General features: G+C 70.7%; 21 protein-coding genes and 1 other RNA gene. 8 read left to right on the forward strand and 14 right to left on the reverse strand.

Going from position 1 to position 25,918, the window contains the following annotated elements:
* The 5 genes from MNY60_RS03710 to MNY60_RS03730 form a co-directional block, all read left to right on the forward strand.
* Positions 1-1,412, forward strand: a 1,412-nt coding sequence (locus MNY60_RS03710) for an HAD-IC family P-type ATPase (RefSeq protein WP_277956835.1), incomplete at its 5' end; no start/stop codon positions are given.
* Positions 1,409-2,515: a fructose-1,6-bisphosphate aldolase/phosphatase gene (gene fbp, locus MNY60_RS03715; protein WP_242360048.1), complete on the forward strand. Its 1,107-nt coding sequence runs from the start codon at positions 1,409-1,411 to the stop codon at positions 2,513-2,515. The genes MNY60_RS03710 and fbp, both read left to right, overlap by 4 nt.
* On the forward strand, positions 2,515-4,944 hold the full coding sequence (locus MNY60_RS03720) for a Lon protease family protein (RefSeq protein WP_242360049.1): 2,430 nt from the start codon (positions 2,515-2,517) through the stop codon (positions 4,942-4,944). The genes fbp and MNY60_RS03720 overlap by 1 nt, the downstream gene beginning before the upstream one ends.
* 171 nt (positions 4,945-5,115) lie before the next feature.
* Entirely contained in the window at positions 5,116-5,904 is a 789-nt protein-coding gene (locus MNY60_RS03725) for a C-GCAxxG-C-C family protein (RefSeq protein ID WP_242338425.1), read from the forward strand.
* 86 nt (positions 5,905-5,990) lie between these two features.
* Positions 5,991-6,425 (forward strand): hydrogenase maturation protease, encoded by a 435-nt coding sequence (locus tag MNY60_RS03730; protein WP_242360050.1) that lies wholly within the window; start codon positions 5,991-5,993, stop codon positions 6,423-6,425.
* Between the two features lie 4 nt (positions 6,426-6,429).
* Here MNY60_RS03730 and MNY60_RS03735 read toward each other — a convergent pair whose 3' ends face one another.
* From MNY60_RS03735 to MNY60_RS03765, 7 genes are all read right to left on the reverse strand, one after another.
* Positions 6,430-7,293 (reverse strand): metallophosphoesterase, encoded by an 864-nt coding sequence (locus MNY60_RS03735; RefSeq protein ID WP_242338429.1) that lies wholly within the window; start codon positions 7,291-7,293, stop codon positions 6,430-6,432.
* Positions 7,290-8,252 carry a diacylglycerol kinase family protein gene (locus tag MNY60_RS03740; RefSeq protein WP_242338431.1) on the reverse strand — a complete coding sequence of 321 codons (963 nt, stop codon included), beginning with the start codon at positions 8,250-8,252 and terminating at the stop codon, positions 7,290-7,292. Before MNY60_RS03740 ends, MNY60_RS03735 begins: the two co-directional genes overlap by 4 nt.
* 60 nt (positions 8,253-8,312) lie before the next feature.
* Positions 8,313-9,695 carry a TolC family protein gene (locus MNY60_RS03745; RefSeq protein WP_242338433.1) on the reverse strand — a complete coding sequence of 461 codons (1,383 nt, stop codon included), beginning with the start codon at positions 9,693-9,695 and terminating at the stop codon, positions 8,313-8,315.
* Positions 9,692-10,921 (reverse strand): ABC transporter permease, encoded by a 1,230-nt coding sequence (locus tag MNY60_RS03750; protein ID WP_242360051.1) that lies wholly within the window; start codon positions 10,919-10,921, stop codon positions 9,692-9,694. The genes MNY60_RS03745 and MNY60_RS03750 overlap by 4 nt, the downstream gene beginning before the upstream one ends.
* On the reverse strand, positions 10,918-11,673 hold the full coding sequence (locus MNY60_RS03755) for an ABC transporter ATP-binding protein (RefSeq protein WP_308197054.1): 756 nt from the start codon (positions 11,671-11,673) through the stop codon (positions 10,918-10,920). Before MNY60_RS03755 ends, MNY60_RS03750 begins: the two co-directional genes overlap by 4 nt.
* A gap of 8 nt (positions 11,674-11,681) precedes the next feature.
* On the reverse strand, positions 11,682-12,983 hold the full coding sequence (locus MNY60_RS03760) for an efflux RND transporter periplasmic adaptor subunit (protein WP_242360052.1): 1,302 nt from the start codon (positions 12,981-12,983) through the stop codon (positions 11,682-11,684).
* Between the two features lie 201 nt (positions 12,984-13,184).
* Positions 13,185-14,456, reverse strand: a complete 1,272-nt coding sequence (locus tag MNY60_RS03765; protein ID WP_242360053.1) for a hypothetical protein — start codon at positions 14,454-14,456, stop codon at positions 13,185-13,187.
* Positions 14,457-14,840: 384 nt separating this feature from the next.
* Between MNY60_RS03765 and MNY60_RS03770 the strand changes: the two genes are divergently transcribed.
* Positions 14,841-15,131, forward strand: coding sequence for a DUF1540 domain-containing protein (locus tag MNY60_RS03770; protein ID WP_242338441.1), 291 nt, complete (start codon positions 14,841-14,843; stop codon positions 15,129-15,131).
* A gap of 139 nt (positions 15,132-15,270) precedes the next feature.
* Positions 15,271-15,621: a transfer-messenger RNA gene (gene ssrA / locus MNY60_RS03775) on the forward strand.
* A gap of 62 nt (positions 15,622-15,683) precedes the next feature.
* On the opposite strand, the gene MNY60_RS03780 is transcribed toward ssrA, so the two are convergent.
* Both MNY60_RS03780 and MNY60_RS03785 read right to left on the reverse strand, forming a co-directional pair.
* Positions 15,684-16,088, reverse strand: a complete 405-nt coding sequence (locus MNY60_RS03780) for a hypothetical protein (RefSeq protein WP_242360054.1) — start codon at positions 16,086-16,088, stop codon at positions 15,684-15,686.
* Positions 16,089-16,092: 4 nt separating this feature from the next.
* Positions 16,093-16,455 carry a hypothetical protein gene (locus MNY60_RS03785; RefSeq protein WP_242360055.1) on the reverse strand — a complete coding sequence of 121 codons (363 nt, stop codon included), beginning with the start codon at positions 16,453-16,455 and terminating at the stop codon, positions 16,093-16,095.
* 303 nt (positions 16,456-16,758) lie between these two features.
* Between MNY60_RS03785 and MNY60_RS03790 the strand changes: the two genes are divergently transcribed.
* Positions 16,759-18,033, forward strand: a complete 1,275-nt coding sequence (locus MNY60_RS03790) for a hypothetical protein (RefSeq protein ID WP_242360056.1) — start codon at positions 16,759-16,761, stop codon at positions 18,031-18,033.
* On the opposite strand, the gene MNY60_RS03795 is transcribed toward MNY60_RS03790, so the two are convergent.
* The 5 genes from MNY60_RS03795 to MNY60_RS03815 form a co-directional block, all read right to left on the reverse strand.
* Positions 18,030-20,780: a DNA methyltransferase gene (locus MNY60_RS03795; protein WP_242360057.1), complete on the reverse strand. Its 2,751-nt coding sequence runs from the start codon at positions 20,778-20,780 to the stop codon at positions 18,030-18,032. The two genes, MNY60_RS03790 and MNY60_RS03795, sit on opposite strands and share 4 nt — an antisense overlap.
* 135 nt (positions 20,781-20,915) lie before the next feature.
* On the reverse strand, positions 20,916-22,106 hold the full coding sequence (locus MNY60_RS03800) for a tyrosine-type recombinase/integrase (RefSeq protein ID WP_242360058.1): 1,191 nt from the start codon (positions 22,104-22,106) through the stop codon (positions 20,916-20,918).
* Between the two features lie 443 nt (positions 22,107-22,549).
* A complete protein-coding gene (locus MNY60_RS03805; protein ID WP_242360059.1) occupies positions 22,550-23,620 on the reverse strand; it encodes a hypothetical protein in 1,071 nt (356 codons plus the stop codon).
* Positions 23,617-24,534: a hypothetical protein gene (locus MNY60_RS03810; RefSeq protein WP_242360060.1), complete on the reverse strand. Its 918-nt coding sequence runs from the start codon at positions 24,532-24,534 to the stop codon at positions 23,617-23,619. The genes MNY60_RS03805 and MNY60_RS03810 overlap by 4 nt, the downstream gene beginning before the upstream one ends.
* Before the next feature lie 436 nt (positions 24,535-24,970).
* Positions 24,971-25,819: a site-specific integrase gene (locus MNY60_RS03815; RefSeq protein WP_308197114.1), complete on the reverse strand. Its 849-nt coding sequence runs from the start codon at positions 25,817-25,819 to the stop codon at positions 24,971-24,973.
* Positions 25,820-25,918: the final 99 nt, after the last annotated feature.

Here is a 25,918-nt window from a genome sequence, read left to right on the forward strand (position 1 = left end):
GTCGGCGCCGAGGACGCGCTCGCCGCGCGCGGGCTCCGGGTCGTCGCGGTCGCGCTGCGGGCGGGCGGCCCCGAGCTGGCGGCGCTCCCGCTCGAGGAGGTCGAGCGGGACCTCACCCTCCTCGCCCTCTTCGCGTCGAGGATCCACCGCGTCCCGGCGTGCGTGAGGCGCTCGCCACGTGCCGCCGCGCCGGAGTCACGGTCACCGTTGTCACCGGCGACCACGCCCTCACCGCGCGCGCGATCGCCGAGGAGGTCGGGCTGTGGCGCAAGGGGGCACGCGTCGTCGAGGGGCCCGCGCTGGACGCGCTCGACGACCGCGCCGTCGAGGCGCTCCTCTCCACCGGCGACCCGCTCGTCTTCGCGCGCGCGAACCCGGAGCAGAAGCTGCGCCTCGTCCGCGCGTACCAGCGGCTCGGCCGCGTGGTCGCGGTCACGGGCGACGGCGTGAACGACGCGCCTGCGCTCCATGCGGCGCACGTCGGCGTGGCGATGGGCCAGGGCGGGACCGACGTCGCGCGCGCCGCGGCCGACGTGGTGCTGCTCGACGACGACTTCTCGAGCATCGTGGCGGCCGTCGAGGAGGGCCGCGCGACCTTCGCGAACGCCCGCAAGTTCCTCGCGTACGTGCTCACCTCCAACGTCCCCGAGATCGTGCCGTTCCTCGCCATGGCCGCGCTGCGCATCCCGCCCGCGCTCGGGATCCTCCAGATCCTCGCGATCGACCTCGGCACCGACATGCTCCCCGCGCTCGCGCTCGGCGCGGAGCCGCCCGAGCCCGGTGCCATGCGCGTCCCGCCGCGGCCGCGCGCGCGCCGGCTCCTCGACGCGGCGGTCCTCGTGCGCGCCTACGGCGTCCTTGGGCTCGCCGAGGCCGCGGCGTGCATGGGCGCGTTCGCGGCCGTCTGGCACGCCGCGGGCCTCTCGCTGGGCGAGCTCCAGGCGGCGACGCCCGCGCTCCTCGGCCACACGGCGCCCGCCGCGCTCGCGGCCACCGAGCGGACCGCGACCACCGCCGCGTTCGCCGCGATCGTCTGCTGCCAGGTCGGCAACGTCCTCGCCTGCCGATCCGAGCGGGTGCCTGCCCTGCGCGCCCACCGTCCCGGGCCGCTCCTCGTCGCCGGGATCGCCGCGGAGCTCCTCCTCCTCCTCGCGATCGTGTATGCGCCGCCCCTCCAGGCCATGTTCGGCACCGCTCCCCTCCCCGCCCGAGCGTGGCCGTGGCTCGCCGCCTGCGCCCCCGCGATGGTCGCCGTCGACGCGCTCGCCAAGCGGGCGAGGCGGCGGACGGCGGGCACCCGCGCCCGAGGGCGCGGCCCCCAGCGGGCGAACCCAACGTCCGGCATTGCCGGCCCCCCGCCGTGGCGGGAGGCTCGAAGGCGTCAGGGCACGCGACGCGGGAGGTCGCCATGAAGCTCACGCTCAGCGTCATCAAGGCGGACGTCGGATCGATCGGAGGCCACCTCGCGCCCTCGCCCGAGCTCGTCGCCGCCGTGGAGCGCCACGTCCGCGAGGCCGGGAGAGAGCTCCTCCTCGACGTCCACGTCGGCCACACCGGCGACGACATCGCGATCCTCATGACCCACCGGAAGGGCACGGGCGACTCCGGCATCCACCGGCTGGCCTGGGATGCGTTCGTGGCGGGCACCGAGGTCGCGCGCGCGCAGGGGCTCTACGGCGCCGGCCAGGACCTCCTCAAGGACTCGTTCAGCGGGAACGTGCGCGGGATGGGACCCGCCGTCGCCGAGCTGGAGATCGAGGAGCGCGCCTCGGAGCCGTTCCTCCTCTTCGCCGCCGACAAGACCGACCCCGGAGCGTTCGATCTCCCGCTCTACCTCGCCTTCGCCGACCCGATGAACACCCCCGGCCTCCTCCTCGCGCCGCGGATGACGAAGGGGTTCCGGTTCGTGGTGATGGACGTGCAGCACACCATGCAGGACCGCGTCATCGAGCTCGACGCCCCCGAGAACCTCTACGACCTGGCGGTGCTGCTCCGCGACCCGGAGCGGTTCGTCGTCGAGTCGATCTGGTCGCGGGCGAGCGGGGCGCAGGCGGTCGCGGTCGCGACGTCGCGGCTCCACAACATCGCCGGTAAGTACACGGGCAAGGACGACCCGGTGATGCTCGTCCGCTGCCAGATGGACTTCCCCGCCACGGGCGAGGTGCTCGCGCCCTTCCACCTCGGCCACCTCGTGGCGGGCGGGATGCGCGGCTCGCACCAGATGCCGCTCATGCCCGTGACGCTCGGATCCCCGGTGAGCTTCTTCGACGGGCCGCCGATCGTCACCTGCGCGGCGTTCTCGGTCCGCAACGGCAAGCTCGCCGGCCCGGTGGACGCGTTCGCGCATCCGTTCTGGGACGCCGTGCGCCGCGAGGTGGCGGAGGCCGCCATCCGCATCCGCCGCCAGGGGTTCGTGGGCGCGGCGATGCTGCCGATGTCCGAGCTCGAGTACACGGGGATCGTCGAGAAGCTCGGGGAGCTGGAGAAGCGCTTCCGCGTCCGGGCGGAGGCGTGATGCCGAACGCCCCCCTGTCCGCGGCGTCCCTCCGGCCGCGCGGCCTCGCGCGCGAGATGGCGTTCGAGACCACCGCCGAGCTCGAGGATCTGGAGGGACCGCTCGGGCAGGCCCGCGCGACCGAGGCGCTGCGCCTCGCCGTCTCGGTGGGCGGCGAGGGCTACAACGCCTACGTGATGGGCCCGCCCGGCGCGGGGAAGCGCACGTTCGTGATGCGCATGCTCGGGCGCGCCGCGCTCGACGCGCCCACCCCCTCGGACTGGTGCTACCTGAACGGCTTCGCCGACCCGCGCCGGCCCCGGCGCGTCGAGCTGCCGCCCGGGCGCGGGCGCGAGCTGCGCGCCGATCTGGATCGCCTGGTCGCGGAGCTCCGCGACGCCCTGCCCTCCGCGTTCGAGAGCCGCGACTACCACGCCCGCGTCCAGATCCTCGAGAAGGAGCGGGACGAGGCGCGAGAGGCGCCGATCGACGAGATCCGGCGGCGCGCCGAGGAGCGCGGCATCGCGCTGCTGCACGGGCCGATCGGGTTCGCGTTCGCGCCCGCGAACAAGGGCGAGATAATCGGGCCGGACGCGTTCCAGACCTTGCCCGAGGAGGTGCAGGAGCGCCTGCGGCGCGACATCGGGGAGCTGCAGAACCAGCTCGCCGAGGTGCTCCGGACGATGCCGGACCTCGAGCGCCGGCACCGCGAGCGCGTGAAGGAGGTGAACGACGACGTGACGGTCCGCGCGGCCGGTGCGCTCCTCCACGAGCTCCGGCGCCGCTACGCGGACGTGCCGGCGGTCCTCGAGCACCTCGACGCCGTCCAGGTGGACCTCGTCGAGCGGGTGCACGAGCTGTTCGCGGCCCTCGACGGCGCGGCCGAGCTCCCGGCCGCCCTGCGCAAGCTCCTCGCGGACACGCCCGTGCTCCGGCGGTACGTCGCGAACCTCCTCGTGGAGCACGCCGCGCACGGCGGCGCCCCCGTCGTCCACGAGGACCTCCCATCGCTCTCGAACCTCTCGGGGCACGTGGAGCACCACGTGCACATGGGCACGCTCGTCACCGACTTCACGCTCGTGCGGGCCGGCGCGCTCCACCGCGCGAACGGCGGCTACCTCGTGCTCGACGCCCGCAAGCTCCTCGTGCAGCCGTTCGCGTGGGACGCGCTCAAGCGCGCGATCCGGGCGCGCGAGATCCGGATCGACCCGGCAGAGCGGCTGCTCGGCGTGATGGGCACCTCGACGCTCGAGCCCGAGCCGATCCCGCTGCACGTGAAGATCGTGCTCCTCGGCGATCGCGTGCTCTACCAGCTCCTCTCGCTCCTCGACCCGGAGTTCTCGCAGCTCTTCAAGGTCGAGGTGGACTTCGAGGACGAGCTCCCCCGCACGCCCGAGCTCGACCGCGACTTCGCGCGGCTCGTCGCGACGATCGGCCGGCGCGAGCGGCTGCCGCCGTTCGACCGCGGCGCGGTCGAGCGGGTCCTGCAAGAGGCGACGCGCCGCGCGGGCGACTCGACCCGGATCACCGCCGACGCCGGCGCGATCCACGACCTCGTGACCGAGGCGGCGCACGCCGCAGCCGGCGAGGGTCGCGCCACCGTGACGGCCCGCGACGTGCGCGCCGCGATAGACGCGCAGGAGCGCCGCGCCGGGCGCCTCCGCGATCGCAGAGACGAGGAGATCCGCCGCGGAACGCTCCTCGTCGAGACCGCCGGCGCGCGCGTCGGGCAGGTGAACGGCCTCTCCGTCATGATGACGGGCCGGCGCGCCTTCGGTCGCCCGAGCCGGATCACGGCGCGGATGCGCCTCGGGCGGGGCGAGGTGGTGGACATCGAGCGCGAGGTCGAGCTGGGCGGGCCGATCCACTCGAAGGGCGTGCTCATCCTGGCGGGATTCCTGGGCGGGCGCTATTGCAGCGCGGCGCCGCTCGCGCTCGCGGCCACGCTCGTGTTCGAGCAGTCGTACGGAGGCGTCGAGGGCGACAGCGCCTCCTCGGCGGAGCTGTACGCGCTGCTCTCGGCCATCTCGGGCGTCCCGCTGCGCCAGTCGCTCGCGGTCACCGGCTCCGTGGACCAGATCGGCAACGTCCAGGCGGTCGGGGGCGTCACCGAGAAGGTCGAGGGCTTCTTCGAGGTGTGCCGTGCACGCGGGCTCCGCGGCGACGAGGGCGTCCTCGTGCCCGCCTCGAACGTGCCGCACCTCGTCCTCCGCGACGAGGTCCTCGCCGCCATCCAGGAGGGAAGCTTCCGGGTGTACCCCGTCGCCACGATCGACCAGGGCATCGAGCTCCTCTCGGGCCTGCCGGCCGGCGCCCCGGACGCGAGCGGCGCGTTCCCGCACGATTCGTTCAACGGCCGCGTCGCCGCCCGGCTCGCCGAGCTCGCGGCCGCGGCGCGCGCATTCGCCGCGGGGGGCGATCGAGACGGCCAGGGCGGCCGCCCCCGCTGAGCTCCCGGAGCGGCCACGCGCCGCGCGTTCCGCGACCTGGCGCGGGCCGCCGCGCCCGCGTGTGGCTGCGACGCACCGCCCGATGGCGTGCGCGCGGCCAGACGCCCAGGCTCTTCCGGAGGTCCGGCGAACGCGCGGACCGCGCGCGGCGCGGGGCCTCGGAGGCTCGCCATGTTCGACAAGGTCACCGGGCGCAGACGGTTCGCGACGCTGGTCGGCGCCGTCGCGGGTACGGCGGTCCTCGGCGGAGGCGCGAGCGCCGCCGCGGCGGTGAAGCACGCCACGGCCGACGCGCACCGCAAGCTCGCCACGGTCCCCTGGCCCTACGTCACGCTCGCCCCGGACCGCGTCGCCTCGCGCGCGTTCTCCGCGTACGCGCGGGGCCACTGCATGTTCGGCGCGTTCGACGCGCTCGTGGGCTCGGTGGCGGACGCGCTGGGCGATCCCTACGCGAGCTTCCCGTTCGACGTCATGAAGTACGGCGCCGGCGGGGTGAACGGCTGGGCGACGATCTGCGGCGCGCTGAACGGATCGGCGGCCGCGTTCGAGCTGCTCTCGAAGGAGCCGGGCCCGCTCGTGGACGCCCTGTTCGCCTGGTACGAGCGCGAGCCGCTGCCCGATCTCGTGCTCACGGCCGCTGCGCATCCGAACGTGCAGTCCATCGCGGGCTCGCCGCTCTGCCACACCTCCGTGTCCCGATGGTGCGAGGCCTCAGGGAAGAGGTCGTTCAGCGACGAGCGGAAGGAGCGTTGCGGGATCCTGACCGCGAGCGTCGCGCGCCGCGCGGCGGAGCTGCTCAACGCGCAGGCGGCGAAGCGACCGCTGCCGGTGACCTCCGCCGCCGCGGGCGCGGGCTGCGCCAGGTGTCACGAGAAGGACGGCTCCCTCGAGGACACCCGCTCGAAGATGGACTGCGAGGGGTGTCACTTCCACCTCGGCGGGGAGCACCCGGCGCTCTGACGCTCCCCCGCCTGCGCCCCCCGACCGACGGACGCGACGGGTCCGGGGGAGACGTGCTAGACCTCGTCGCTCCTGGAGAGGGTGCCGTGAGGATCCTGGCCTTCGCGATGGGACACGCGATCCGCGCCGACGACGGCGCCGGGCTCGCCGTTGCGCACGGGCTCGACGCGCTCGTGCCCGGCCTCGAGGTGCTCGAGGTGCCGGAGCTCCGCCCCGAGCACGCGGAGGCCGTCGCGACGGTCGACGGCGTGCTCTTCCTCGACGCGTCCGTGGCCGGCACGCCGGGCGACGTGCGCGCCGCCCGGCTCGTCCCGCGACCCGCCCGGGAGGCGATTCTCCACTCCCTCACGCCGGAGGAGATCCTGGGCCTCGCCCGCGCGATCTTCGGCCACGCGCCGCCCGGCGCGCTCGTCACCATCGCCGGCCGGGACTTCGCGTTCGGCGAGGCGCTGTCGCCCGAGGTGGAGGCCGCCCTGCCGCTCGCGCGCGAGAAGGCGCGCGAGATGGCCGCCGGGTTCTAGGCGCTCACGTGAGCTGCGCATCCGCTGGCGCCGGGAGCGGCGCGGGCGTCTCGATGGCGCGGCCGTCCGCGGCGCGCCAGCCGTCGTCGCGGCGCTCGAACACGCGCCGCTGGACCGAACGGAAGGCGGCGCCGTCGAAGCTCCGCACCGACAGGACGATCCGCGGGCCGTCCACCTCGAGCCAGTTGTAGGAGTTGGGCTCGTCGCGCAGGCGGACCGAGGTGGCGGTCCCGGCGTGGAACGCGAGGATGGACCGCGCGAGCCGCTCCACGGGGTGCTCGACCTCGCCGTTCGCGAGCCGGTGCAGGTGACCGGTGAGGAGGACCTCGAGGTGGCACTCCGCGAGGGCGCGGAGCGCCCGGCCGCTCCGGCCGGCGACGCGCAGGCGCGGGCGGTCCGCCGTCGGGGCGAACGGGTGATGGGCCACGAGCACGTGCATCCGACCTGCGCCCTCCCCGCAGAAGCGGCGGCGGAGGTCCTCGATCTGCGCGACCGAGATCCGCCCCTCCTTCCACGTGAGCGACCGCGCCGTGGAGACCCCCGCCACGTAGAGCTCGTCGTCGGCGTACACCGGCGAGAGGTCCGGAGTGACGATGCGCGTGTACCGGCCGAGGGGCGAGAGGAAGCGGCGCGCGACGTCGTAGAGCGGCACGTCGTGATTCCCGGGCACCACCACCCGCGGCGCGGGGATCCGGTCGAGGAAGGCGCGCGCGGCCCGGAACTGGCCGGAGCGCGCGCGCTGGGTGAGGTCGCCGCTCACCGCGACGACCGTCGGGCGGAGCTCGGCGAGATCGGCGACGAGCGCCTCTACGACGCGCGCCTCCTCGCGCCCGAAGTGGAAGTCGGAGAGGTGGGCGATCGTCTTCACGGAGCGAGGACAGTGAGCGCGCCGGGCCGGATGCGGTAGCGGATGGGCGGCCGCTGCGAGATCACCTCGCCGTCCACCGAGACGGCGAGCCGCCGGTGGTGCGACTCGATCGCGACGCTCGCGACCTCGAGCGCCTCGACGTCGCGCCCCGGATCGACCCGGCCCACGAGGGCGCGAGCGCCGAGCCGGAGCAGGCCGAGGCGAGTGGGCGCGGTCGCCACGTACACGCCGAGCGTCCCCCGATCGAGCGCGGCGCGCCGCTGCGTCGCGACGAGCGCCGTGTCGTAGCGGTTGTTGCCGACGAAGACGAACGTCGTGCGGCGCGGGCCCGCGCCGCCGTCCCACCGGATGCGCACGGACAGGGGGCGCAGCCTCACGAGCACGCGCAGCGCCGCCCACGCCATCGCCAGCCACTTGCCGATCCACTTCCCGAGGCGGCGCCGCGTGCGCTCGCGCTCGCGGACGGCGTGCGGGTAGATCCCGATCGACGAGTTGTTCACGAAGACCCGCCCGTTCACCTCGGCGACGTCCACGCGCCGCTGCGCGCCCGACGCGATCACCCGCGCGGCCTCCTCGAGGTCCGCCGGGAGCCCGAGATCCTTGGCGAAGTGGTTCAGGGTGCCGAGCGGCAGGACTCCGAGCGGCTTCGGCGTACCGGCGAGCCCGCCCGCCACCGCGCTCACGGTGCCGTCCCCGCCCGCGGCCACCACCGCATCCACCTCTGCGTCGCTGGCGGCGGCACGGGCGGTCGCGCCGATGTCGCCCTCCGCCGCGACGACCCGTGCGTCGACGCCCGCGGCGGCGAGGGCCGCGCGCACCCGGCCGGCCACGTCCTCCGTCCCGGCGCCTCCGGCGCGCGCGTTGAGGATGACGAGGCAGCGACGCGCCGGCGAGCGGGCCGCCGCCAGCCCCGCGGGCGCTCGCACCCCCGCGCCGGGCACCTGTGCTCTGGACGTCACGATCAAAGCTAGCGCGTCACGCGCCGCGAGGCGGGCCGCCACGGGCGCCGACCCGCGCCGTCAGCGCACGGCGCGCCCGAGCGCGAGCAGGAGCTGCGCGCGCGCGCTGGAGACCGACTGCTCGGCCTGGACTCGCTGCGCCGCCGCGGAGGTCGCAGCCACCTGCGCGTCGCCGAGCTCGATGATGCTCCCCGCGCCGGCCTGGTAGCGTCCCTCGGCGAGCCTGAGTCGCTCGCGCGCGTTCACGAGCGCCTCGCCGGCCGCGTCGAGGGCGGCGCGCGCCGCCTGCACCGCCGCGCGCGCCTGCTCGACCTCGACGCGGACCTGCTGGCGGAGCGCGTCGGTCTGCGCCTCGGTCGCGGCCAGGTTCGCCTCGGCCTCGCGCGTCTGCGCCCGGGTGAGGCCCCCCTGGAAGATGGACCACCCGAGCGTCACGGTGGCGTTCCAGCCCCGGTCGAGCTCGTTGACCGCGGGCCCCACGCCGGTCACGGCGGCGCCCGCGGACAGCGTGGGGAGCCAGCCGGCCCGCGCCGCATCGCGCGACAGCACGTCCGAGCGCGCCTGGCTCCCCAGGGCCGCGAGCTCCGGCCGCGCCGCGAGCGCCTCGGCGAGCAGTGGATCGACGGGCCCCTCCTCACCGGGCACGGGCGAAAGCGCGCCGTCGCCGAGGTCGAAGTCGGCGGCGCGATCGACCCCCATCGCCTGGACGAGCTGCGCTCGGGTCACGACGTAGTCGTTCCCGGCGCGGATGAGCGCCACCTGGGCGTTGGCGCGATCCGCGCGGGCCTGGGCGAGGTCGATCGCCGGGCGTGTGCCGACCTCGACGAACGCCTCCACCTGCCGGAGGTGAGCCTCCTGGTTGGCGAGCGAGTCCTGGGAGACCTGGACCAGATCGCGGGCGGCTCGCGCGGCGAACCAGGCGGTCCGGACCTGCGCCACGATCTGCTGCTCCGTCGCGCGCGCCGTCGCCCGCTGCGCCTCGGCGCTCGCCCCCGCGGATCGCCAGCGCTCGAGCTGCTGCACGTCGACGAGCGCCTGGCGAGCGGAGGCGCCGGCGCTCCAGGTCGTCGTGCTCGTCGAGAGGCCCAGCCCGCTCGTCGAGGAGGTGCCGCCGACGGCCGAGCGCGTGCTGCCGCCGCGCCGCCCGACCTGCCCCTCGAGATCGACCTGCGGCAGGAGCGGCGCGCGCGCCTGATCCGTGCGCGCGCCGGCGGCCTCCGTCGTGGCCAGCGCCTGCCGCAGCCGCGGCTGGTGCTCGAGCGCGGCGCGCACCGCTCCGTCGAGCGAGATCACGTCGCGCGGCGCCGCTGCCGCGCCGGGAGCGCCGGATGGCGCCTGGGCGGGGGCCGCCTGCGCCTCGAGGGGCGCCTCCTGAGCGCTCGCAGGAGGAGCCAGGGTGGCCGCGACGAGCGCGAGGAGCGGGGCGAGGGCGGCGGGTCTCATTCGAACCTCAGCGCCTGGATGGGATCGAGCCGCGACGCGCGGAACGCCGGATAGAGCCCGAACCCGACGCCGACGAGCCCGCTGAACGCCACCGCCACGACCACGATGTCGGCGCGGAAGAGCACCGGCCAGCCGAAGCTGACCGCGAGCCGCCACGCCACGACGAGCCCCAGCACGACGCCGATGACGCCGCCGGCGATGGACAGCGTGAGCGCCTCGGCGAGGAACTGCAGGAGGATGTCGCGGGCGCGCGCGCCGACCGCCATCCGCACGCCGATCTCGCGTGTCCGCTCGGTGACCGACACGAGCATGATGTTCATGATCCCGATCCCGCCGACGAGGAGCGACACCGCCGCGATCGCCGCGAGGAGCGTCGTGAGCGTGCGCGCCCCCTCCTGCTGCGCGCTCGCCGCCTCCGCGAGGTTGCGGATGGAGAAGTCGTCGTCCGCCCCGGGCTGCAGGCGGTGACGGTCGCGCAGCAGCGCCCGGATCTGGGACTCCGCGCGCACCGTGTCGGCCTGGCTCGCCGCGCCGATGAACACCACCCCCGAGACGACGTTCTTGAGCCCGCCCTGGATCTTCGCCTGGTAGGTGGAGGACGGCAGGAACACCGCGTCGTCGAGGTCCTGCCCGCCCGGCGACTGCCCCTTCGCCTCGAGCACCCCGACAACCTGGAACGGAACGTTCTTCACGCGGACCTGCTGGCCGACCGGATCGGCCCCTGGCCCGAACAGCCGGTCGGCGACGGTCTTCCCGAGCACGAGCACCTTGGTGCCCGCGTCGACGTCCGAGGCGGTGAGAAGCTGCCCGCGCACGGCCGACCAGTTCCGGATGACGAAGTAGTCCGGGGTCGTACCGTTCACGGCGGTGGTCCAGTTGAGGTCCTCGTAGATGACGGAGGCGACGGAGCGGAGGATGGGCGCCGCCCCGCGCACCGCCGGGACCTCGGTCTGGATCGCGCGGACGTCGTCCCAGGTGATCGTGGGCAGGCTGCCGAACCCGCCGAACGCGCCGCCGGAGGTCGAGGCGCCCGGGAGGATGATGAGCATGTTCGAGCCCATCGCCTCGAAGGTCTTCTGCACCCGCGCGTTCGCGCCGTCGCCGATGGCGACCATCGCGATGACCGCGGACACGCCGATGACCACGCCGAGCGTGGTCAGGAACGAGCGCATCTTCGAGCGCCGCAGCGCCCGCAGCGCGACCCGGATCGTCTGCAGGAGGTTCACGGCCCCACCCTCCCCTCCACCGCCTCGTGCGGGCCCGGCGGCGGCGGCACCGCCGGGCGCGGAGTGCGCCGCTCGTCGGAGCGGACGCGCCCGTCGCGCATGACGAGCACGCGCGCGGCGTACTCCGCGATGTCGTGCTCGTGCGTGACGAGCACCACGGTGATCCCGCCGCGCCCGAGCTCCTGCAGGAGCGCCATCACCTCCACGCTCGTGCGGGAGTCGAGGTTTCCGGTGGGCTCGTCGGCGAGCAGCACGCGCGGGCGGTTGACGAGCGCGCGGGCGATGGCGACGCGCTGCTGCTGCCCGCCCGAGAGCTGGTTCGGCAGGTGGTCCGCGCGGTCGGAGAGCCCCACGCGCGCGAGCGCCTCCTTCGCGCGCGCGTGCCGCTCGGCGGTCGAGATGCCGGCGTAGAGGAGCGGCAGCTCGACGTTCTCGAGCGCGCTCGTGCGCGCGAGCAGGTTGAAGTTCTGGAACACGAAGCCGAGCGTGCGGTTGCGGATGGCGGCGAGCGCGTCGTTCGGGAGACGCGAGACGTCCTGGCCCTCTAGCAGGTAGCGACCGCGCGTCGGCCGATCCAGGCAGCCGAGGAGGTTCATGAGCGTCGACTTGCCCGAGCCGGAGGCGCCCATCACCGCCACGAACTCGCCCTCCTCGACGGTGAGCGTCACGCCCTGCAGCGCGTGCACCTCGACGTCCCCCATCACGTAGGTCCGGGCGACGTCCTCGAGCCGGATGAGCGAAGGTCCCGCCACGCGCGCTCCTAGAACGGCCCGCGCCGGCCGCCGCCCGGGAACCCGCCGCCCGGCGCGCCCCCGCTGCGCGCCGCCTGCGCTTCCGTCACCACCGCGTCGCCCGGCTGGACCTCGCCCTTCACGAGCTCGGTCAGCGATCCGTCGGAGACGCCGAGCACCACCGGCACCTGCACCGGCCGCCCGGCACGCACGACCCAGACGCTCCGATCGCCGGCGCGCCCGCTGCCGCGCCCTGCGCCCGCGCCGCGGGAGCCGTTCGCGCCCTGCCCGGCCGTGCCGGCCGGGGTCGCCGCCCTGGCGTCCCCGCGCGCGGCGCCGCCGCTCGCCCCCTCGGCCTGGCCGAACCCTGGTGGTGCCCGGAAGCGGAGCGCCGCGTTGGGGATGCGGACCACGTCGTCCTTCTCCGCGTAGACGAAGGTCACCGTCGCCGTCATGCCCGGCTTGAGCTTCAGGTCGCCGTTCGGCACGTCCACGACCGCGTCGTAGGTGACGACGTTCTGCACCGTCTGCGGCGCGTTCCGGACCTGCCGCACCGCCCCGGAGAAGGCCTCGCCCGGATAGGCGTCCACGGTGAACGTCGCGGTCATTCCCGCTCGCAGGCGCCCCACGTCGGCCTCGGCGACGTTCGTGTCCACCTGCATCTTCGCGAGGTCCTCGGCGATGACGAAGAGCGTCGGCGCCTGGAGCGAGGCGGCGACGGTCTGGCCGACGTCCACGTTGCGCGAGATGACCACGCCGTCGGTGGGCGAGGCGATCTGCGTGTAGGCGAGGTTCACCTCCGCCTGGTGGAGCGCCGCGCGCGTCTGCGCGAGCGTGCCCTGCGCGGCCTGCACGCCGGCGCGGGCGCCGTCGGCGTTGGCGCGGGCGGTGTCGAGGTCCGCCCCCGCGATGAGGTTCTTCGCGGCGAGCGCCTCCGACCGCCGGAGCTGGCGCTCCGCGTCCGCGGCCTGCGCCCGCGCCTTCGCGAGGTTCCCCTCCGCCGCGACGGTGTTCGCGCGCGCCTGCTCGACCGCCGCCTGGAAGAGCTGCGGGTCGATGCGCGCGATGACCTGGCCCTTCTTCACCGGCGTGTTGAAGTCGGCGAACAGCGCCGCGACGCGGCCCGAGACCTGGCTCCCGACCTGGACGGTGACGAGCGCCGAAAGCGTTCCGGTGGCGGTGACCTTGGCCACGATGCGGCCGCGGTCCACCCGCGCCGTCTCGAGCTTGGGCTCGGCGTCCGCGGCCCCCGCTCTCCAGCGCCAGATCCCGCCCGCGGCGACGAGGACCGCGAGCGCGGCGGCGATGAGGATGAGGGTCTTGCGGCTCATTTCTGCTCCCTGGAGCCGGCCCCCGACGCCGCCCCGGAACGTGAACCCGCGACGCCCCGGAACGTTACGCCGCTCGTGCGCGAGGCACGCGGGCGCGGCCTCGGCCGCTTGGGGCCGCGCCGCGGCGACGCCACCCCTGCGGCCGTCCGGACGGCCGCCCGCCCTTCGAGAACCGGTGAGAGACGCTAGTCACCCGCGAGGCTAGTCACCCGCGAGCAGGCGCGGCCACCAGCGGAAGGCGCACCCGTCCGCCGCGGACTGCTGCACCACCGTGCCGTCCCAGCCCTGGTCCACGCTGCCGGTGACGCAGCTCGAGCCGTCCTCGTGGAGCGTGACCCGCCCGCACAGGCGCCCGGTGGGCGACACGAGATCGATGCGCTGCGTGCAGTCCGGAGCGCTCCGACCGGCGGGCTCGAGCGCCGCGTAGCCGCGGTTCCCGCGCGTGAACCGGAACGTCCAGCCGGTGCGAGAGGCGAGCCACGCGGGCGGGTCCTCGCGTGCGAAGGAGAGGTGCGCGAGGCGCAGGGTGTACGCGCCGTTCTCGACGAGCACGAGCGAGCCGTCGAGGAGCGGCCGGAAATATCGAGGCTCCTCCCGGCCCGACAGCCAGCGCATGGCCTCGATGCCGTCGTCGGACACGGAGGTGGTCCCGTCGGGCGCGACCCACTGCAAGAAGGCTCCGGCGTTGTACGACCAGGTGAGCGCCTCGCCGCGGTTCGACACGCCGCCGGCGATGAGGTTCATGCGCCCGTCGCCTCCGCGCGACACCCAGTCGCCCGAGGCGGAGACGCGCGTCAGGTTGGTCCAGAAGCTCGGGTTGCTCCAGAACTCCCGCCACTCGACGAAGAGGGCTCCTCCGCCGGCGGGGTCCTGCTGCAGGTCCCACCGGGCGGCCGCGACCCATTCGTCGTGGTACGTGACCTCGACGGTCCGGAGCAGGAGACCCGAGGGTGAGAACGTCAGCACGGCGAGGCCCTCGATCCCGCTCTGCTGCCTCGGGATCGTCACCGCCCCCTGCCAGCCTGAAGGCTGGGTGTAGAGCGGCCACGCGCTGAACGCCGAGCGCGGCGTGCCGTCGGCGGTGAACGCCCGCCACGCGCCGTTGCCGGCGCCGTCGCGCGCGCCGAGCGCGACCGCGCCGGTGCCGTCGGAGGTGCCTGTGAAGCAGGCGAAGCCGGCGGGCGGCACGAGCGTCGCGCGAACCGGCTCCGGCGCGGACGCGGGCACGAGGCCCTCGCATTCGGCGGCCGAGTCGAGCCGCTCGAACGTGACGGTGGGGGTTGGCGTCGGCGTCGGCGTCGGCGTGGGGGTGGGCTCCGGCGTGGGCGTCGGAGTCGGCTCCGGGGTCGGCGTCGGAGTCGGGGTGGGCTCCGGGGTCGGCGTCGGCTCGGGGGTCGTCGTGGGGCTCTTGTCGCCCCCGGACCCGCACGCCGCGCACAGCACGAGCAGGACGGCGAAGACGCGCAGCAGCATGTGCCACCTCCTCGCTGCGCAGAAGTCTCGCGCGTTCGCGTGAAGCCGTCACGCGGCGAGCGCTCGCAACGGCTACGTCCTCTCGACGGCGCTGCGCCGGCCGGGTTCACCCCGAGGCGAGTCGCATGTTGCACGCTGCGTGCACCCCTTCGGCGGCCTCCGACGAGGACGACGCCGCCGTGACCGCCGCAGTCGTGCGTGCCGCGCGCGCCGGGAGCGGGCGCACCCCGACCCCGGAGCGCCCGCGCCTGCGCTCGTCCGGGCGCTCGAGCGAGCTCGCCCGCCGGGCGCCAGCCGCGTCGCCGCGCCTCGCCGGGATGGCGTGACTAGCCTCTGGCGAAGGCGCGGCCCTCTCCTCCACCCGCGCCCGCAAAGGAGGCACTCATGGCATCGGCGATGCCGGTGATCTCGAGCTGCGAGGTGTCGAGCTGCTTCTACAACGCAGGCAAGATGTGCCACGCGCCCGCCATCAACGTCGGGAGCGACCACGCTGCCTGCGATGCGTTCATGGCGGACGGAAAGGGGCGCCACAGCGCCCGCAAGGACGTCGGGACCGTGGGCGCCTGCCACATCGAGGAGTGCCGCTTCAACGACGCGATGACGTGCGCCGCGTCGGCGATCGTGGTGCTGGGCCACAGCGGACACGCGGACTGCGGCACCTACCAGCACCGCTGAGCGGCGCCCGGCCGGGTCCTCCCGGACGCAAGCGCCCGGACGTGCCACCGAGCCGCCGTCCGCTTCCGTGCTAGGATGCCGCCGCCGCTTGACTAAAGCGGCGGCGGTCTTATGAAAAGGACTGTCAGTTCGCAGATTTGGGGGCGAACTGGTTTCGACGGAGGACGGAAGGCGACTGGTGCGCGCCGTGGTTGGTCAGCAGGCCACGTAAAAAGCCGACCAAGCAGAAACGCGAACGAGCCCATGGCTCTCGCGGCCTAACTAAAGGCCGTGCGTTCCCCCGGAAGCGCCGGGTACCGGGTGTGAACGTCAGCTCCGGCTGGATCTGGGTGGGAGGCGAGCCGCCTTACCGAGATCGAGATCAAAGGGCGAGAACGTGAGCGGTTGCAGGCCCGGAGGTTGCCGTTCACGTATTCACTCCGGGATACGCGCGTAGGACCTGTCACTGGAAGTCTTTCGGACCCGGGTTCGATTCCCGGCGCCTCCACTCTCAAAGCCCGCGGCAACGCGGGCTTTTCTCTTTTGGGCGCAAGCAAGTCCCTACGCAGCTCACTACGGTGATCGCCCGTCCCCCTGGTAGATGTACCGGTCTGCGGCCTTGTCCTCGCGCGCGAGGCCACGTGCTTCGAGCCGCTTCCAAACCTTGGTCGCGCTGGGGGTGCGGTAGCCATGCTCGTCATCCGTCTGCGATGACCGAAGACTCAAGCCTGAGTCCGCAACGACACGCGCGAACAGTGCCTCGGGAATCCCCATTGCCGAGTGCTCCTTCCCGCAGTTGTTCTTGAGCATCGCCACTTGGATCCACCCGCCTCCGACCTCAAGGAACACGGCCTCGAACCAGTCGAGCTTCGTCGCGCAAGGAATGCGGTAGATCCAGCGCGGCCCGTCGCGCTTAAGGTCGCCGTCGAAGACGCGCTCGATGCCATCGCGGCCAACCGCATGGATTCTGATGGGCATGCCCTTACTCGGACTTTTGGCGGCCGAAGATGTACCCGGTCACGAGCGACAGGAGCCCGATGATCGCGGAATCCAACTTGCCGCGAAGCTGCAGCAGGATTGCAGCGCCAAGAATGCCGGCGAGCAGCGCGTAGCGCGCCAGGGCGTTTATAACTTCAAGGCGATGTTGATTCACTTGCCCCGTACGAAACCCGCCGAGAAGCTCTCCGACCTTCTCTGAGGCGGTCTTACCATTTGGGCCGTTCAGGAAACGGAAGATGTAGTACCCGAGGCCCGCGTTCGGCGGCATCGACTGTGGGTCCGTCTCTCCCTCAGTCGCTGCGGGCGCTTCTGCTCCCTTCACGGTCACAAGCTTCGCGTCGGACATGACTCCTCCTAAGGCTCCTGGAGGTCGATACAACACGAGCCTGACGCTCAGTGCATGCACTGGATGCGCTTCAACTGAAGAGATCAGCGCCCGCGACCGCTCGGCGGCCTTCGCTCCGCGGGGGTTGTGGTCAGCAATTCCAGTGCAGCTCCTCGCCGATCCACTCGCTGGTCGCCGCGCCAGGTGGTGTCGACGAACGCTTCACACTGGGGGAGGGGTCGCGCCCGACTCCCTCCCCACGCACATGGCCTTGTGCAGCACGCCTCCGGGTGTCACGCTTCGCCCCCTCCGAAGGAGGGGTGTGTGCGTCGACTTGCGAAGCAGAGTCGCCAAGATGTTGTCGCTTCAAGGCGTGACTATCAGACGCTCGAAGAGAGGCCGTCGGCGGTCATTCGTCTTGACGGGGCCGGACAGGCGCTCATCCGGTTCAAGTGCACTATCCCCTACGGAGCGCCGCCGGTATTTGGCGTGGGCGCGTACATACGGACGGCGAAGCCCTCCTGTGTCGAGCTTCGCATCTCGGGGCGCGCATTCGGGGCACAGGCGCGGCTACACTCAGATGCGCATTGGGGCCGCATCGGAGTTGCTGCCGAAGCACCCGCTGGCGACGTCTCCATTCAGTTCGAGCTCCCTGCATACGCGAATGAGCTTCACGTCTGGGGGCTCGATGCCGGCCCAGTGAGTGCACCAAAGGGCATCGTCTTTCCCGCTGGCGACGTTTCGCTTCTGAACTCAACTCACCTCGCGCCGGAAACGTTCTTCTTGCGACACACCGACGCACTCGGCGTCGAGCGGGACGCCGGCTGGCGTGGTGCAGCTCTGGTGGACGGTCCGGGGAAGGCGATCACGCTCAAGAAGTGCGCCTACTGCCAGCGCGTTCTTCCGGTCAACCCCAAGCGACCCGCAACGCTCGCCTTTCACAAACACAACGCAAAGCGCACGGGTCACCAGAACGAATGCCGAGCGTGTAAGAAGTGGCGGATCAACGACGACTTCAATCCCAAGCGGACCGTCGATCAACTACATGAGTCGTCGGTCATCACAAGAGAGCGCAAGCTCTTCTTGCGTGAACCGGAGGCGCTGAGCGCCATCAAAGATCGCGAGGGAGCCGGCCTGAAGTCGATCGTGTGGGAGCGGTTCGGGCGACGCTGCTTCCGGTGCCACCGCCGCCTCAATCTTGGCGAGGTGCAGCTGGACCATACCCGCCCGATGGCCTACCTCTGGCCGATCGATATTCACGCAACGTGCCTCTGCGACGCGTGCAACAATCACAAGAAGGATAGGTTCCCTGTCGATGTCTACAGCCGCGAACAGCTTCGCGAGCTCGCCCAGATCATCGGCCTCCCGTTCGCCGAGCTCGCCCGCAAGGAGGTGTGCGCCGCTGAGCTTGCCCGCATCAGAGCCGACATCGCAGGATTCGCGCGAGCCTGGGATCCGTCCACCTTCAACGCGACCGCCCGGAAGGTGCGAGAGCTAGCGGACGTTGACCTGTTCGAGGAACTTCGCGCGGCAGACCCGGCGGCCTTCAACGAGCTCACGGAGGCGCTTCTCATGCGCCCAGAGCCCGTGGGCGACTAGGGTCGAAGCCCGAACAAGAAGTTGTGCGTCGTCGTCAGGCCCTTGTCTTTGATTCCGTGCTTCTCAACGGAGGTGACATCTTCGGTCACCATAGGGAGCATGCGGAACTGCTTCGCCATTAGCTCTTGCAGATGCTCGACCATTCGGTGATGGCCAGATCCACCGAGGTGGACAATAAGAACACCGCCGCTCCGCAGCATGGCGCTGCACGCATCGAAGAACTCCGAATAGACATCCAGACTTCGAGTCTGCTGCCGCTCAAGAAATCCCAAGCTGCGGGTGTGGAAGTCTGTCTCGCCCCAACCGCAGAACCACATACGTAGCCAGTTGGGTCTGTCGAACCGCATCCCCAGGAACGGAGGCGAGGTGATGATCGCATCCGCGCTGCGGACGTCGCGCGGTAGCTCGCGGAAGTCGCGATGGTAGGACTTGCCCGGCATGAACTCGGGCGGAAGCGGGTCCGCGGCCATATCCGAGACGCGTTTCCGAACATGCACCACGAGCGGCTTGTACTTAGCCGGCCCTGAAGGATGGAACGGCGTAATCGGGTGTGACGTCCGGGAGAGTGCATACGGTCTGTTGCCATGAAGGACATGGAGCAGCGACGCCTTCACGAACAATTCGGCCGCGGTCGGCCGTTCGAGCTCAAGGTAGTACCGCCGAGCCTTCAGCACCTCTTCCAGTGTGCGCGGATGGTAAAAGTCTTCCACTGCGCCGTTGAGCCCGAAAGCTGCGGACTTCCGATCGGCTTCTGTGACGGGTGGTCCCGCGATGGCCTTCTCCAGCTGGCCTAGAGCTCTATCGACATCGACACTGGAAGGCGCCTCGACCTTACCCGTTGCTACGGCATACGCGAGCGGGGACAGGTCGCACGTCACAGCGTTGCGCGCCGCTTGGGCAGCCTCGAAGGCAACGGTTCCCACCCCGCCAAGAGGATCCACGACCGTCGCACCCGGGGTCGTGAACAGCTTCACAAGCCAATGAGCGATCGCTGGCTTGAACTTCCCCTGGTATGAGCAGAGCGAATGGCGCGCATGGCCCCAGTTGCGCTTCGAGTACGGAAGGGCTGTGTACGGCAACTCGCGCCGGAACAGCTCGATGGCGTCGCGTATCTCGCGCTCGCTCATCTGCGCCGCCGAATTCACGGTTCCGGTTCCGGACGGCGCCACCTTCCTGCTGTTGGTTGACGAGCGGACCGGCCTCAACTTGGCTTTCGGGTTACGGAGGACGAGCTCGACCTGCTGCAACTTCGATCGATCGTAAGAGTACCGACGCGCGAGGACACGTGACGACTCCAGCTCGAATCCGGCAGCGACCGCTGCGTCGACAAGAAGCGTGTCCGTCGGCACGTACACTCCGTAGAACTTGGAGTCGCCGATATCGAGAACGAATCTTCCACCGGGCTCAAGGCGCTCTCGACATGCCTTGAACATGTCGTGCATGTCGCTGAAATACTGACGAACGAGCAGCGGAATTCGCTTGTCTCCCCTCCCCTCCAGCTCTCTCGCAACCGCGTCAACGCCGTCGAACGCGTGGACGTCCGCACGCTTCCGCGACACGCTGTTGATGCCAGCAGTGATTCCGGAGCGATGCAAGGTTCCGAGTTCACTCTCAGACTTCAACCACCCCAGAAGCCAGAGTTCCAGCTTCGTGTTCCGGAAGTAGTTTGTGCCGTTCAGGTAGGGCGGCGACGTCACGAACAGAGAGTAAGCGCGACCCTCAGACGCTTCTCTGGCATCGCCAGATACGAGCTCGACCTCAGCGGTAGGACCGTTTGGCGCCGACAGGTCCTCGACAATCTCTTTTAGGCGTTCGGTGATGAACGCCGGGACATCGACAACTCGGTTCTTGTATTCATCCGGCCTACGCCGCCGAAGATCCGCGCGGCGCGTCATGTGCGACGAGCGCACCACGTTCGAGGCGATCGACAGAAGCAGCAAAGCTCTCGCGTGTTTGTGATCCGTCAACGACCGAGCGAGGTCGCGTGAAGCCAGCAACTCGCGGAGATGCTGCTCCTCGAAGAAGTCTCGCTCCTCGAACGCCTCCATGTACGAGCCAAGGTCCACGCGCTGGGCGAACTTCTTGAAGCTTGGCGCTGCGAGGGCCTTTTGGAACTCCGCCGCTACCTTGGCGAAAACACCGCGCTTGTCTTGCCTAGCCCACGCCGCGGCGTTGACCTTCGTTTCCGCAACAAACCGCATGAACGGGTTCACTTCGGAGTAACCGGAGGGAATGCCGCGAGCACTCGCTTCAACAAGCGTGGTTCCGCCGCCGCCGAAGGGGTCATACACGGTTCGAGTGCCTGGAAACCGCGCGAGCACGTTGGCGACGTACTCAGCAGAAAACCCTTCCACGTATGGATACCAACGGTGAAAGGGAAGCCTCTTGCTGTCGCGGAACGTTAGGCCCACCGACGGAGACGCCTCGACGTCGGGAACAAGCGCAAGTTGTTGCTGCGATGGCGCCAGGCTCGACTTGTTCGTCATCTCGGCGACCTTTTGTGAAAGCAGATACAGACAGTGATTGTTGAGAGAGCGCTTCGCCTGGCGAGCACCAACTTCAAGCGTTTCGAACGTGGGGTCCCCGAGCAGCTGCCGGACAGCAGGACTCGACAGCGAGAGAACGCGCCGAACCCACGCGTCTTCGGCTGCGCCCGCGAGTGGGAAGGCGAGCGTGAGCCGGCGCCGGATCCCCGCGGCCGTCCTCTCGGGAGGGAAATAGATGGACTTGAACGCTTGGCTGGCCACGAGCTCCCAAGAAGGTAATGTCACATACATTCATACAAGACCCTCGGTCGGCGGGCAACGCGCGGCGCACTTCTCCTGTGTCACACGACCCTGACACTGAACGCGGGAGCAGACCGTGGCGCGCTGCGAGCGCGCCTACTCCTCACCTGTCCGAGTGAGGAGCGCCCACCGTTGCTCGACCAGCGGCGCCGTGGCGCTGACCTGCATGTGGGTGTACCGCTCAGTCGCCTTCGTGTCGGCGTGCCCGAGCATCAGCGCGATCGCCTTCTGACTCGCGCCGAGCACCGCGTAGCTCGACCCCGAAGTGTGACGCGCGCCATGCGACGTGATCTCGCGAACGCCCGCCTCGCGAGACAACTCCCGGTACCATCGGTTGAGGCTGTTGTTCGCGAGCGGTCCGGCGTCGGGGCCGGGGAAGAGAAGCTGACCCTCCACCTTGAACATCCAGACCTTGAGCTCGTCGGCGACTCCGCGCGGGATCACGTGGAAGCGCGCCCGCCGGTTCTTGGGGGTCGTGACCGCCTTCCGGGCCATCGACCGCCGCACCCATAGCCCAGGGACGCTCAGGTCGAGGTCCTGCTTCTCCAGCGCTCGCAGCTCACCGAACCGAATGCCCACCACGAGTTGGACTAGGAGCGCCATGTAGCGCTCCGGGTATCGGGAGCACCAGCAGTCCCGAAGGTGCGCCATCGCCTTCGCCTCTTCCTCGGGCGTCCACCACGCACGCGACTCCTCCGGAGTGGTGTCCGCCTTGAGCCACATAGAAGGCGTGATCGGGTTTGTCGGGACGTGCTTGTACTCGACGGCCTTTTGGAAGACGCGACGCAGCACCGAAACGTGGTTGTTGATCGTGTGCGCGCCGTAGCCGACGCCGTACTGGTGCTCCTGCCCGCGCTTGAGCGCCTTGTATTGGTCGATCAGGCGCGCATCGATGTCGCGCAGCTGTCGTGCCCCGAAGAACGGCACAAGGTGGTTGTCGAGAATCGACCTGTCCGTCTCCACGCCGCTCTCGCGCTTATCTGGCGCCACGCAGGTCTTGAACCATTCCTCGGCGAACACGGCGAACGTGAGGCCGGGACCACGCCGCGTGCGTTCGCGCGATTCGAGGGCATCGAGGAACTGCGCCACCTCGCCACGCGTGACCGCCTCTCGCGCCGCGTTCCGCAGGTCGCGGAAGACTCGCACCGCCTCCGCCTTGGTCTTCGCGGGGAAGGGAACGCCTCGCGCCTTGAGCTGCGCCTCATCCACAGGAGCCTCGTCCACGAAGTTGATCCATCTGTCGATGCCACCGCGAACCTGAAGACGCTTCCTCCACACGATGCTCATGCGCACCTCCCTGACCAGACTGGAGGCCGAGGACGTCGGCCTTGAAGATTCGTCGCGTTGTTCCGACCAACCGCGCCGGCACCTTTCCTGGTGGCAGCGGAGGAACCGGGCCGGCCGGGATGATCGCCAGGTGTCGCGCCAGCGTGCGGTGATCGACACCGAGCCAGGCCGCGGCCTCCTTGATGGTCATCCCCTCGGGTTGGGGGGGCGGCCCCGCGTGCAGCAGCGACCCGAGCACCGGCGCCGCTTCTGCCTCCAAGCGCGAGGCTGCCGAGATTGCGCGGACGAGCACGCGAACGTCGCCCACTGCACCGGCGCCAGGAGCCCCGTTCGCAGTTGCTCCCGCAGCAAGCGAGGGCGGCCCGACGGTGTGCTTGCGCCGCACCGGGGGCCCGTAGTGAAGGGGGAGCGCGGCCGGCGTCGCTACATCGCCGAAATCGTCGTCATGATCGGCCCTCGTCAAATTTGCTGGCCCCTCGGGCTGCCGTGCGAATCCGCCCTAGGTACTCGGCGGCGGCGGGGTCGAGCGCGCGGCCCGAGGTCACCTCCTCCGCCTCGTCGATGACATCTCGCGCCATGTCGGGCCAGCAGGCCAGCCAGAGTTCCCGAAGGTGACCGGCGACGTTGTCCCGATACCGGAGCCGCGTCATGAGCCGCGCCAGGGCCGCGTCTGCGCTCTGCGCACGCACGACGAACGGCTGCGACCATTCGTTGGTGATGCCATTTCCACTCTGAGCCATGTACTCGAAGACCTCCTCTGGAGATGCGCGCCCAAGCGCGCTCCGAAGGGCGGCGGTAGTGACGTGCCTCCACTCCGCGTCAGGGCTGGCGAACACGAGCGACCCGGGCCCAAGCACGAGGGCGCCGACCGTCTCCAGCTTGCCGTCGGAGGACGACCGCGCGTTCCATGACGCCCGGAACTCCTGTGACGGGGTTGGCGAGCGCGCCCGCCCCTGCGTCTCCACATGGAGATCGCGCAGGGCCTCCTGGAGCGCGAGTACAGCCCCGCGCCGCTGCTCTCGCGTCGCGCGGGCGAGCCCTGGAACCGCGCCTGTTGGCGGCTCCTCGACCGTCAGCCTCGTTTGCCGGTGCGGCGGATGGAGCACCCACCTCCGCGCGCTTCGCCAGACATGGAGCGTACTGCGCCCCTCTTCGACGTCCCCCAGGCGTTCGTGGGAGTCGCGATCACCAGACAGCCTGAAGGCTTGCCCTTGCCCTCGACCAGACACGAGGTTCTTGGCCTCTCGCGGTGACCAGACACGTCGTTCCTGGGAGACGCGCGCCACTTCTTCGACGTGCGGACGCCCGCCAGAGGCGGCGACGAACCCGAACACTCGCCGGGAGGCCGCGACCTCAGCCGCGACGAAGGGGCCGATGCACTCTACCGCCGCCCCGTCGGCGCCGAGGAACTCGGGCGTGACCAGCAGGCCGCCTCGCTCCCGGGCCACGCGCGCGATGTCAGTCCACCACTTCTCCGCGCCCTGGCGTGCGATGCGCTCGGCCGTGGTGGTCATGCCGCCTCTCCACGCGACCGATAGAGCGCGAACGCCCGCGCAAGTTCAGGCGTCGCCTTCCACAGCCCTCCCCCGTGATACTCGACGAGGCCCAGCTTCCGGAGGTTCACGAGCGGCGACGAGAAGCGTCCGGCCGCGTTGTGGAACGCCTCTCCGGCCGACAGCGCCTCCACGATGTGACCTACCTTCCGCCACGAGCCGGCGCGGTGAAATGCCCGATGGATCGCAGCGAACTCGAGCACAGGTCGATCCGTGAGAACCTGCTGGGCCTCCAACAGCGCCTCATAGAATCGACGCGCGAGGCAAACGAGATCGCTCTCCAACGCTTCGACCGTGCCGGTCTGGATCGAGTGGCGGAGGATGCGCCGTGCTGACCGGCCCTGATACGTCACCTCTGCCCGCACCAACCTGTTGTGTTTCACGTACAACTTCGCGCCGGTCCCCTTCGTCGAGTCCGCGCGTAGAGTCGTCGATCCTCGCGCGGCGCCCGGCTCGCGCCTGAACACCGCAGCGCGTGTGCGAACGCGAGGTTCGTCCTCGTCATCGAATGCGCCGATCCGCCTTGCGGCCCCGACCAGTCCGGTGCTCCAAGGCTTCCACCAGCCGGTCGGCACATGCCGGGCGACGTCGCAGGGCACATCCCAGTTGAGCTCAACACTCACGACGCCTGCACGTGTACCGGGGAGAGCCAGGCCGAACCAGTCCAACACCGTCTCTGTGTAGGCGCGCTGCGCCTCGGTAAGCGCGGTCATGAACTCGGCGAGAGCGAGGGCATGTAGATCCACTCCCGGCTGAACGCGCGTAGGTTCGACAAAGTTGTCGTCGTGCGCGCCATCGAACCTGAGGTTTGCTGGCAGCAGGCCGTCCCGGATGAGCCGGGCGCGTAAGCGGCGCATGATGTTGATCTCGAACACGCACGAGATCCTGGTGGCATCACCTCCCCGATACGCGCCGAGCCGCTGACGCAGCACGAGGTCGCCGACCTGGCGGACACCGATCCAGCGGTCGCGCTCATACTTCAGAGCGCCGCGAGCGGTCAGGCTCGCGATTGCGGTTGGCAGCGGGCGAAGGGGAGGCCGGGCGCCGGCAGGAAGCTCACTCGGGATAACGAATCCCCGGACGTGATCCAGCGTGAACCTGTCTGCTCCATCAGCTGGGAAGACAGCCAGGGATCTGGTGATCGAGTACGGCGCGCGGGGGGAAGAGGGGGTTCTACCCCTGTGGAAACCGACGGGGGCAGGGCTCCCTATGGATAGGGGGATGGCCGTCAGGCGGGGCTCAGCGACACCGAAATTCGCCCCCATTCCCTGGATCTCAATTTGACCCCGCTTGCAACCATCCTCGGCTGCCTTAACCATTGGACTCACCACCGGGAGATGCGGTCGTTGGGGGAGAAAAGGAGGATTTTCCGCCCCATTCCTTTGCGAGGGCGTCCACCGCCTCGACCTTCCGGCCGAAGCCCGAGTGGAGGTAGCGCGCGGTGGTGGTGATGGTCGCGTGGCCGAGGATGTCCCGAACCGTGGCGAGGTCCGCGCCGGCTTGGAGCAGTCCCGTCGCGCAGGTGTGCCGCAGGGAGTGCGGCGTGATCCGCTTCGTGATGCCCGCCTCGCGGACCGCTCGCGCCACGAGGCCGTCGATCGCCTTGGGCGTCAGCCGGCCCGGCCGATATGGGCCCCGCTGCCCAAGCGTCATGAACATCGGCGCGTCCAGAGATGGCGCTTCCGTTCCGTACGCGTGAGCCCAATAGGCCCGTATGTCCTTGACGGTCGTCACCGGCAACGGCACCTGCCGCTTGAGCGTCTTGCCGGTGCGCTTCTTGAGCGTCTCGAAGTGAAGGCACGTGCGCCCTTGGTGCTCCTTCAAGTCGCCCGCATTCAGCGTGCAGAGTTCACCCTCCCGAAGTCCGCCATGGCTGAGCACGCCGAGGATGGCGGCGTCCCTCTTCCCCTGAAGCGTTCGGCGGTCTGCGACATCGAGGAGGCGCTTCACCTCGGATTGTTCCAAGAATTCAGTAGGTCGTTCATTCATGGCGGCTATTTCGTTAAACCCTCCCCATCCAATCCGTCTAGTACCGAGGGCATAAGTGCCAAACGCGGTGGGGGTTCTCCGCTCTGCGCACGGATCTATGGAGGCCCGAAAATCACCCGGGTAGGGCGACGTGGGATGACTAGGTGCTCTCGCGCTCCTCGCTGTGTGCATGGCATGCACGGCGAGTTGGACCGCCGCCGCTAACACCTCCGCCGTGCCAGCCTGGCTCCAGCCCTCAATGGCGCGGATCACCCGCGCTCAAGGCCGCGA

The organism is Anaeromyxobacter sp. SG17 (genome assembly GCF_022690695.1).
GTDB classification, from domain to species: Bacteria; Myxococcota; Myxococcia; order Myxococcales; family Anaeromyxobacteraceae; genus Anaeromyxobacter; species Anaeromyxobacter soli.

What these genes read in the sequence shown, in the direction of transcription:
- MNY60_RS03800 (WP_242360058.1), bottom strand. Translation starts at nt 22,106, where the DNA reads ATGAGCATCGTGTGGAGGAAGCGTCTTCAGGTTCGCGGTGGCATCGAC.
- MNY60_RS03720 (WP_242360049.1), top strand. Translation starts at nt 2,515, where the DNA reads ATGCCGAACGCCCCCCTGTCCGCGGCGTCCCTCCGGCCGCGCGGCCTC.
- MNY60_RS03760 (WP_242360052.1), bottom strand. Translation starts at nt 12,983, where the DNA reads ATGAGCCGCAAGACCCTCATCCTCATCGCCGCCGCGCTCGCGGTCCTC.
- MNY60_RS03745 (WP_242338433.1), bottom strand. Translation starts at nt 9,695, where the DNA reads ATGAGACCCGCCGCCCTCGCCCCGCTCCTCGCGCTCGTCGCGGCCACC.
- fbp (WP_242360048.1), top strand. Translation starts at nt 1,409, where the DNA reads ATGAAGCTCACGCTCAGCGTCATCAAGGCGGACGTCGGATCGATCGGA.
- MNY60_RS03815 (WP_308197114.1), bottom strand. Translation starts at nt 25,819, where the DNA reads ATGCACACAGCGAGGAGCGCGAGAGCACCTAGTCATCCCACGTCGCCC.
- MNY60_RS03765 (WP_242360053.1), bottom strand. Translation starts at nt 14,456, where the DNA reads ATGCTGCTGCGCGTCTTCGCCGTCCTGCTCGTGCTGTGCGCGGCGTGC.
- MNY60_RS03785 (WP_242360055.1), bottom strand. Translation starts at nt 16,455, where the DNA reads ATGTCCGACGCGAAGCTTGTGACCGTGAAGGGAGCAGAAGCGCCCGCA.
- MNY60_RS03805 (WP_242360059.1), bottom strand. Translation starts at nt 23,620, where the DNA reads ATGACCACCACGGCCGAGCGCATCGCACGCCAGGGCGCGGAGAAGTGG.
- MNY60_RS03725 (WP_242338425.1), top strand. Translation starts at nt 5,116, where the DNA reads ATGTTCGACAAGGTCACCGGGCGCAGACGGTTCGCGACGCTGGTCGGC.
- MNY60_RS03770 (WP_242338441.1), top strand. Translation starts at nt 14,841, where the DNA reads ATGGCATCGGCGATGCCGGTGATCTCGAGCTGCGAGGTGTCGAGCTGC.
- MNY60_RS03780 (WP_242360054.1), bottom strand. Translation starts at nt 16,088, where the DNA reads ATGCCCATCAGAATCCATGCGGTTGGCCGCGATGGCATCGAGCGCGTC.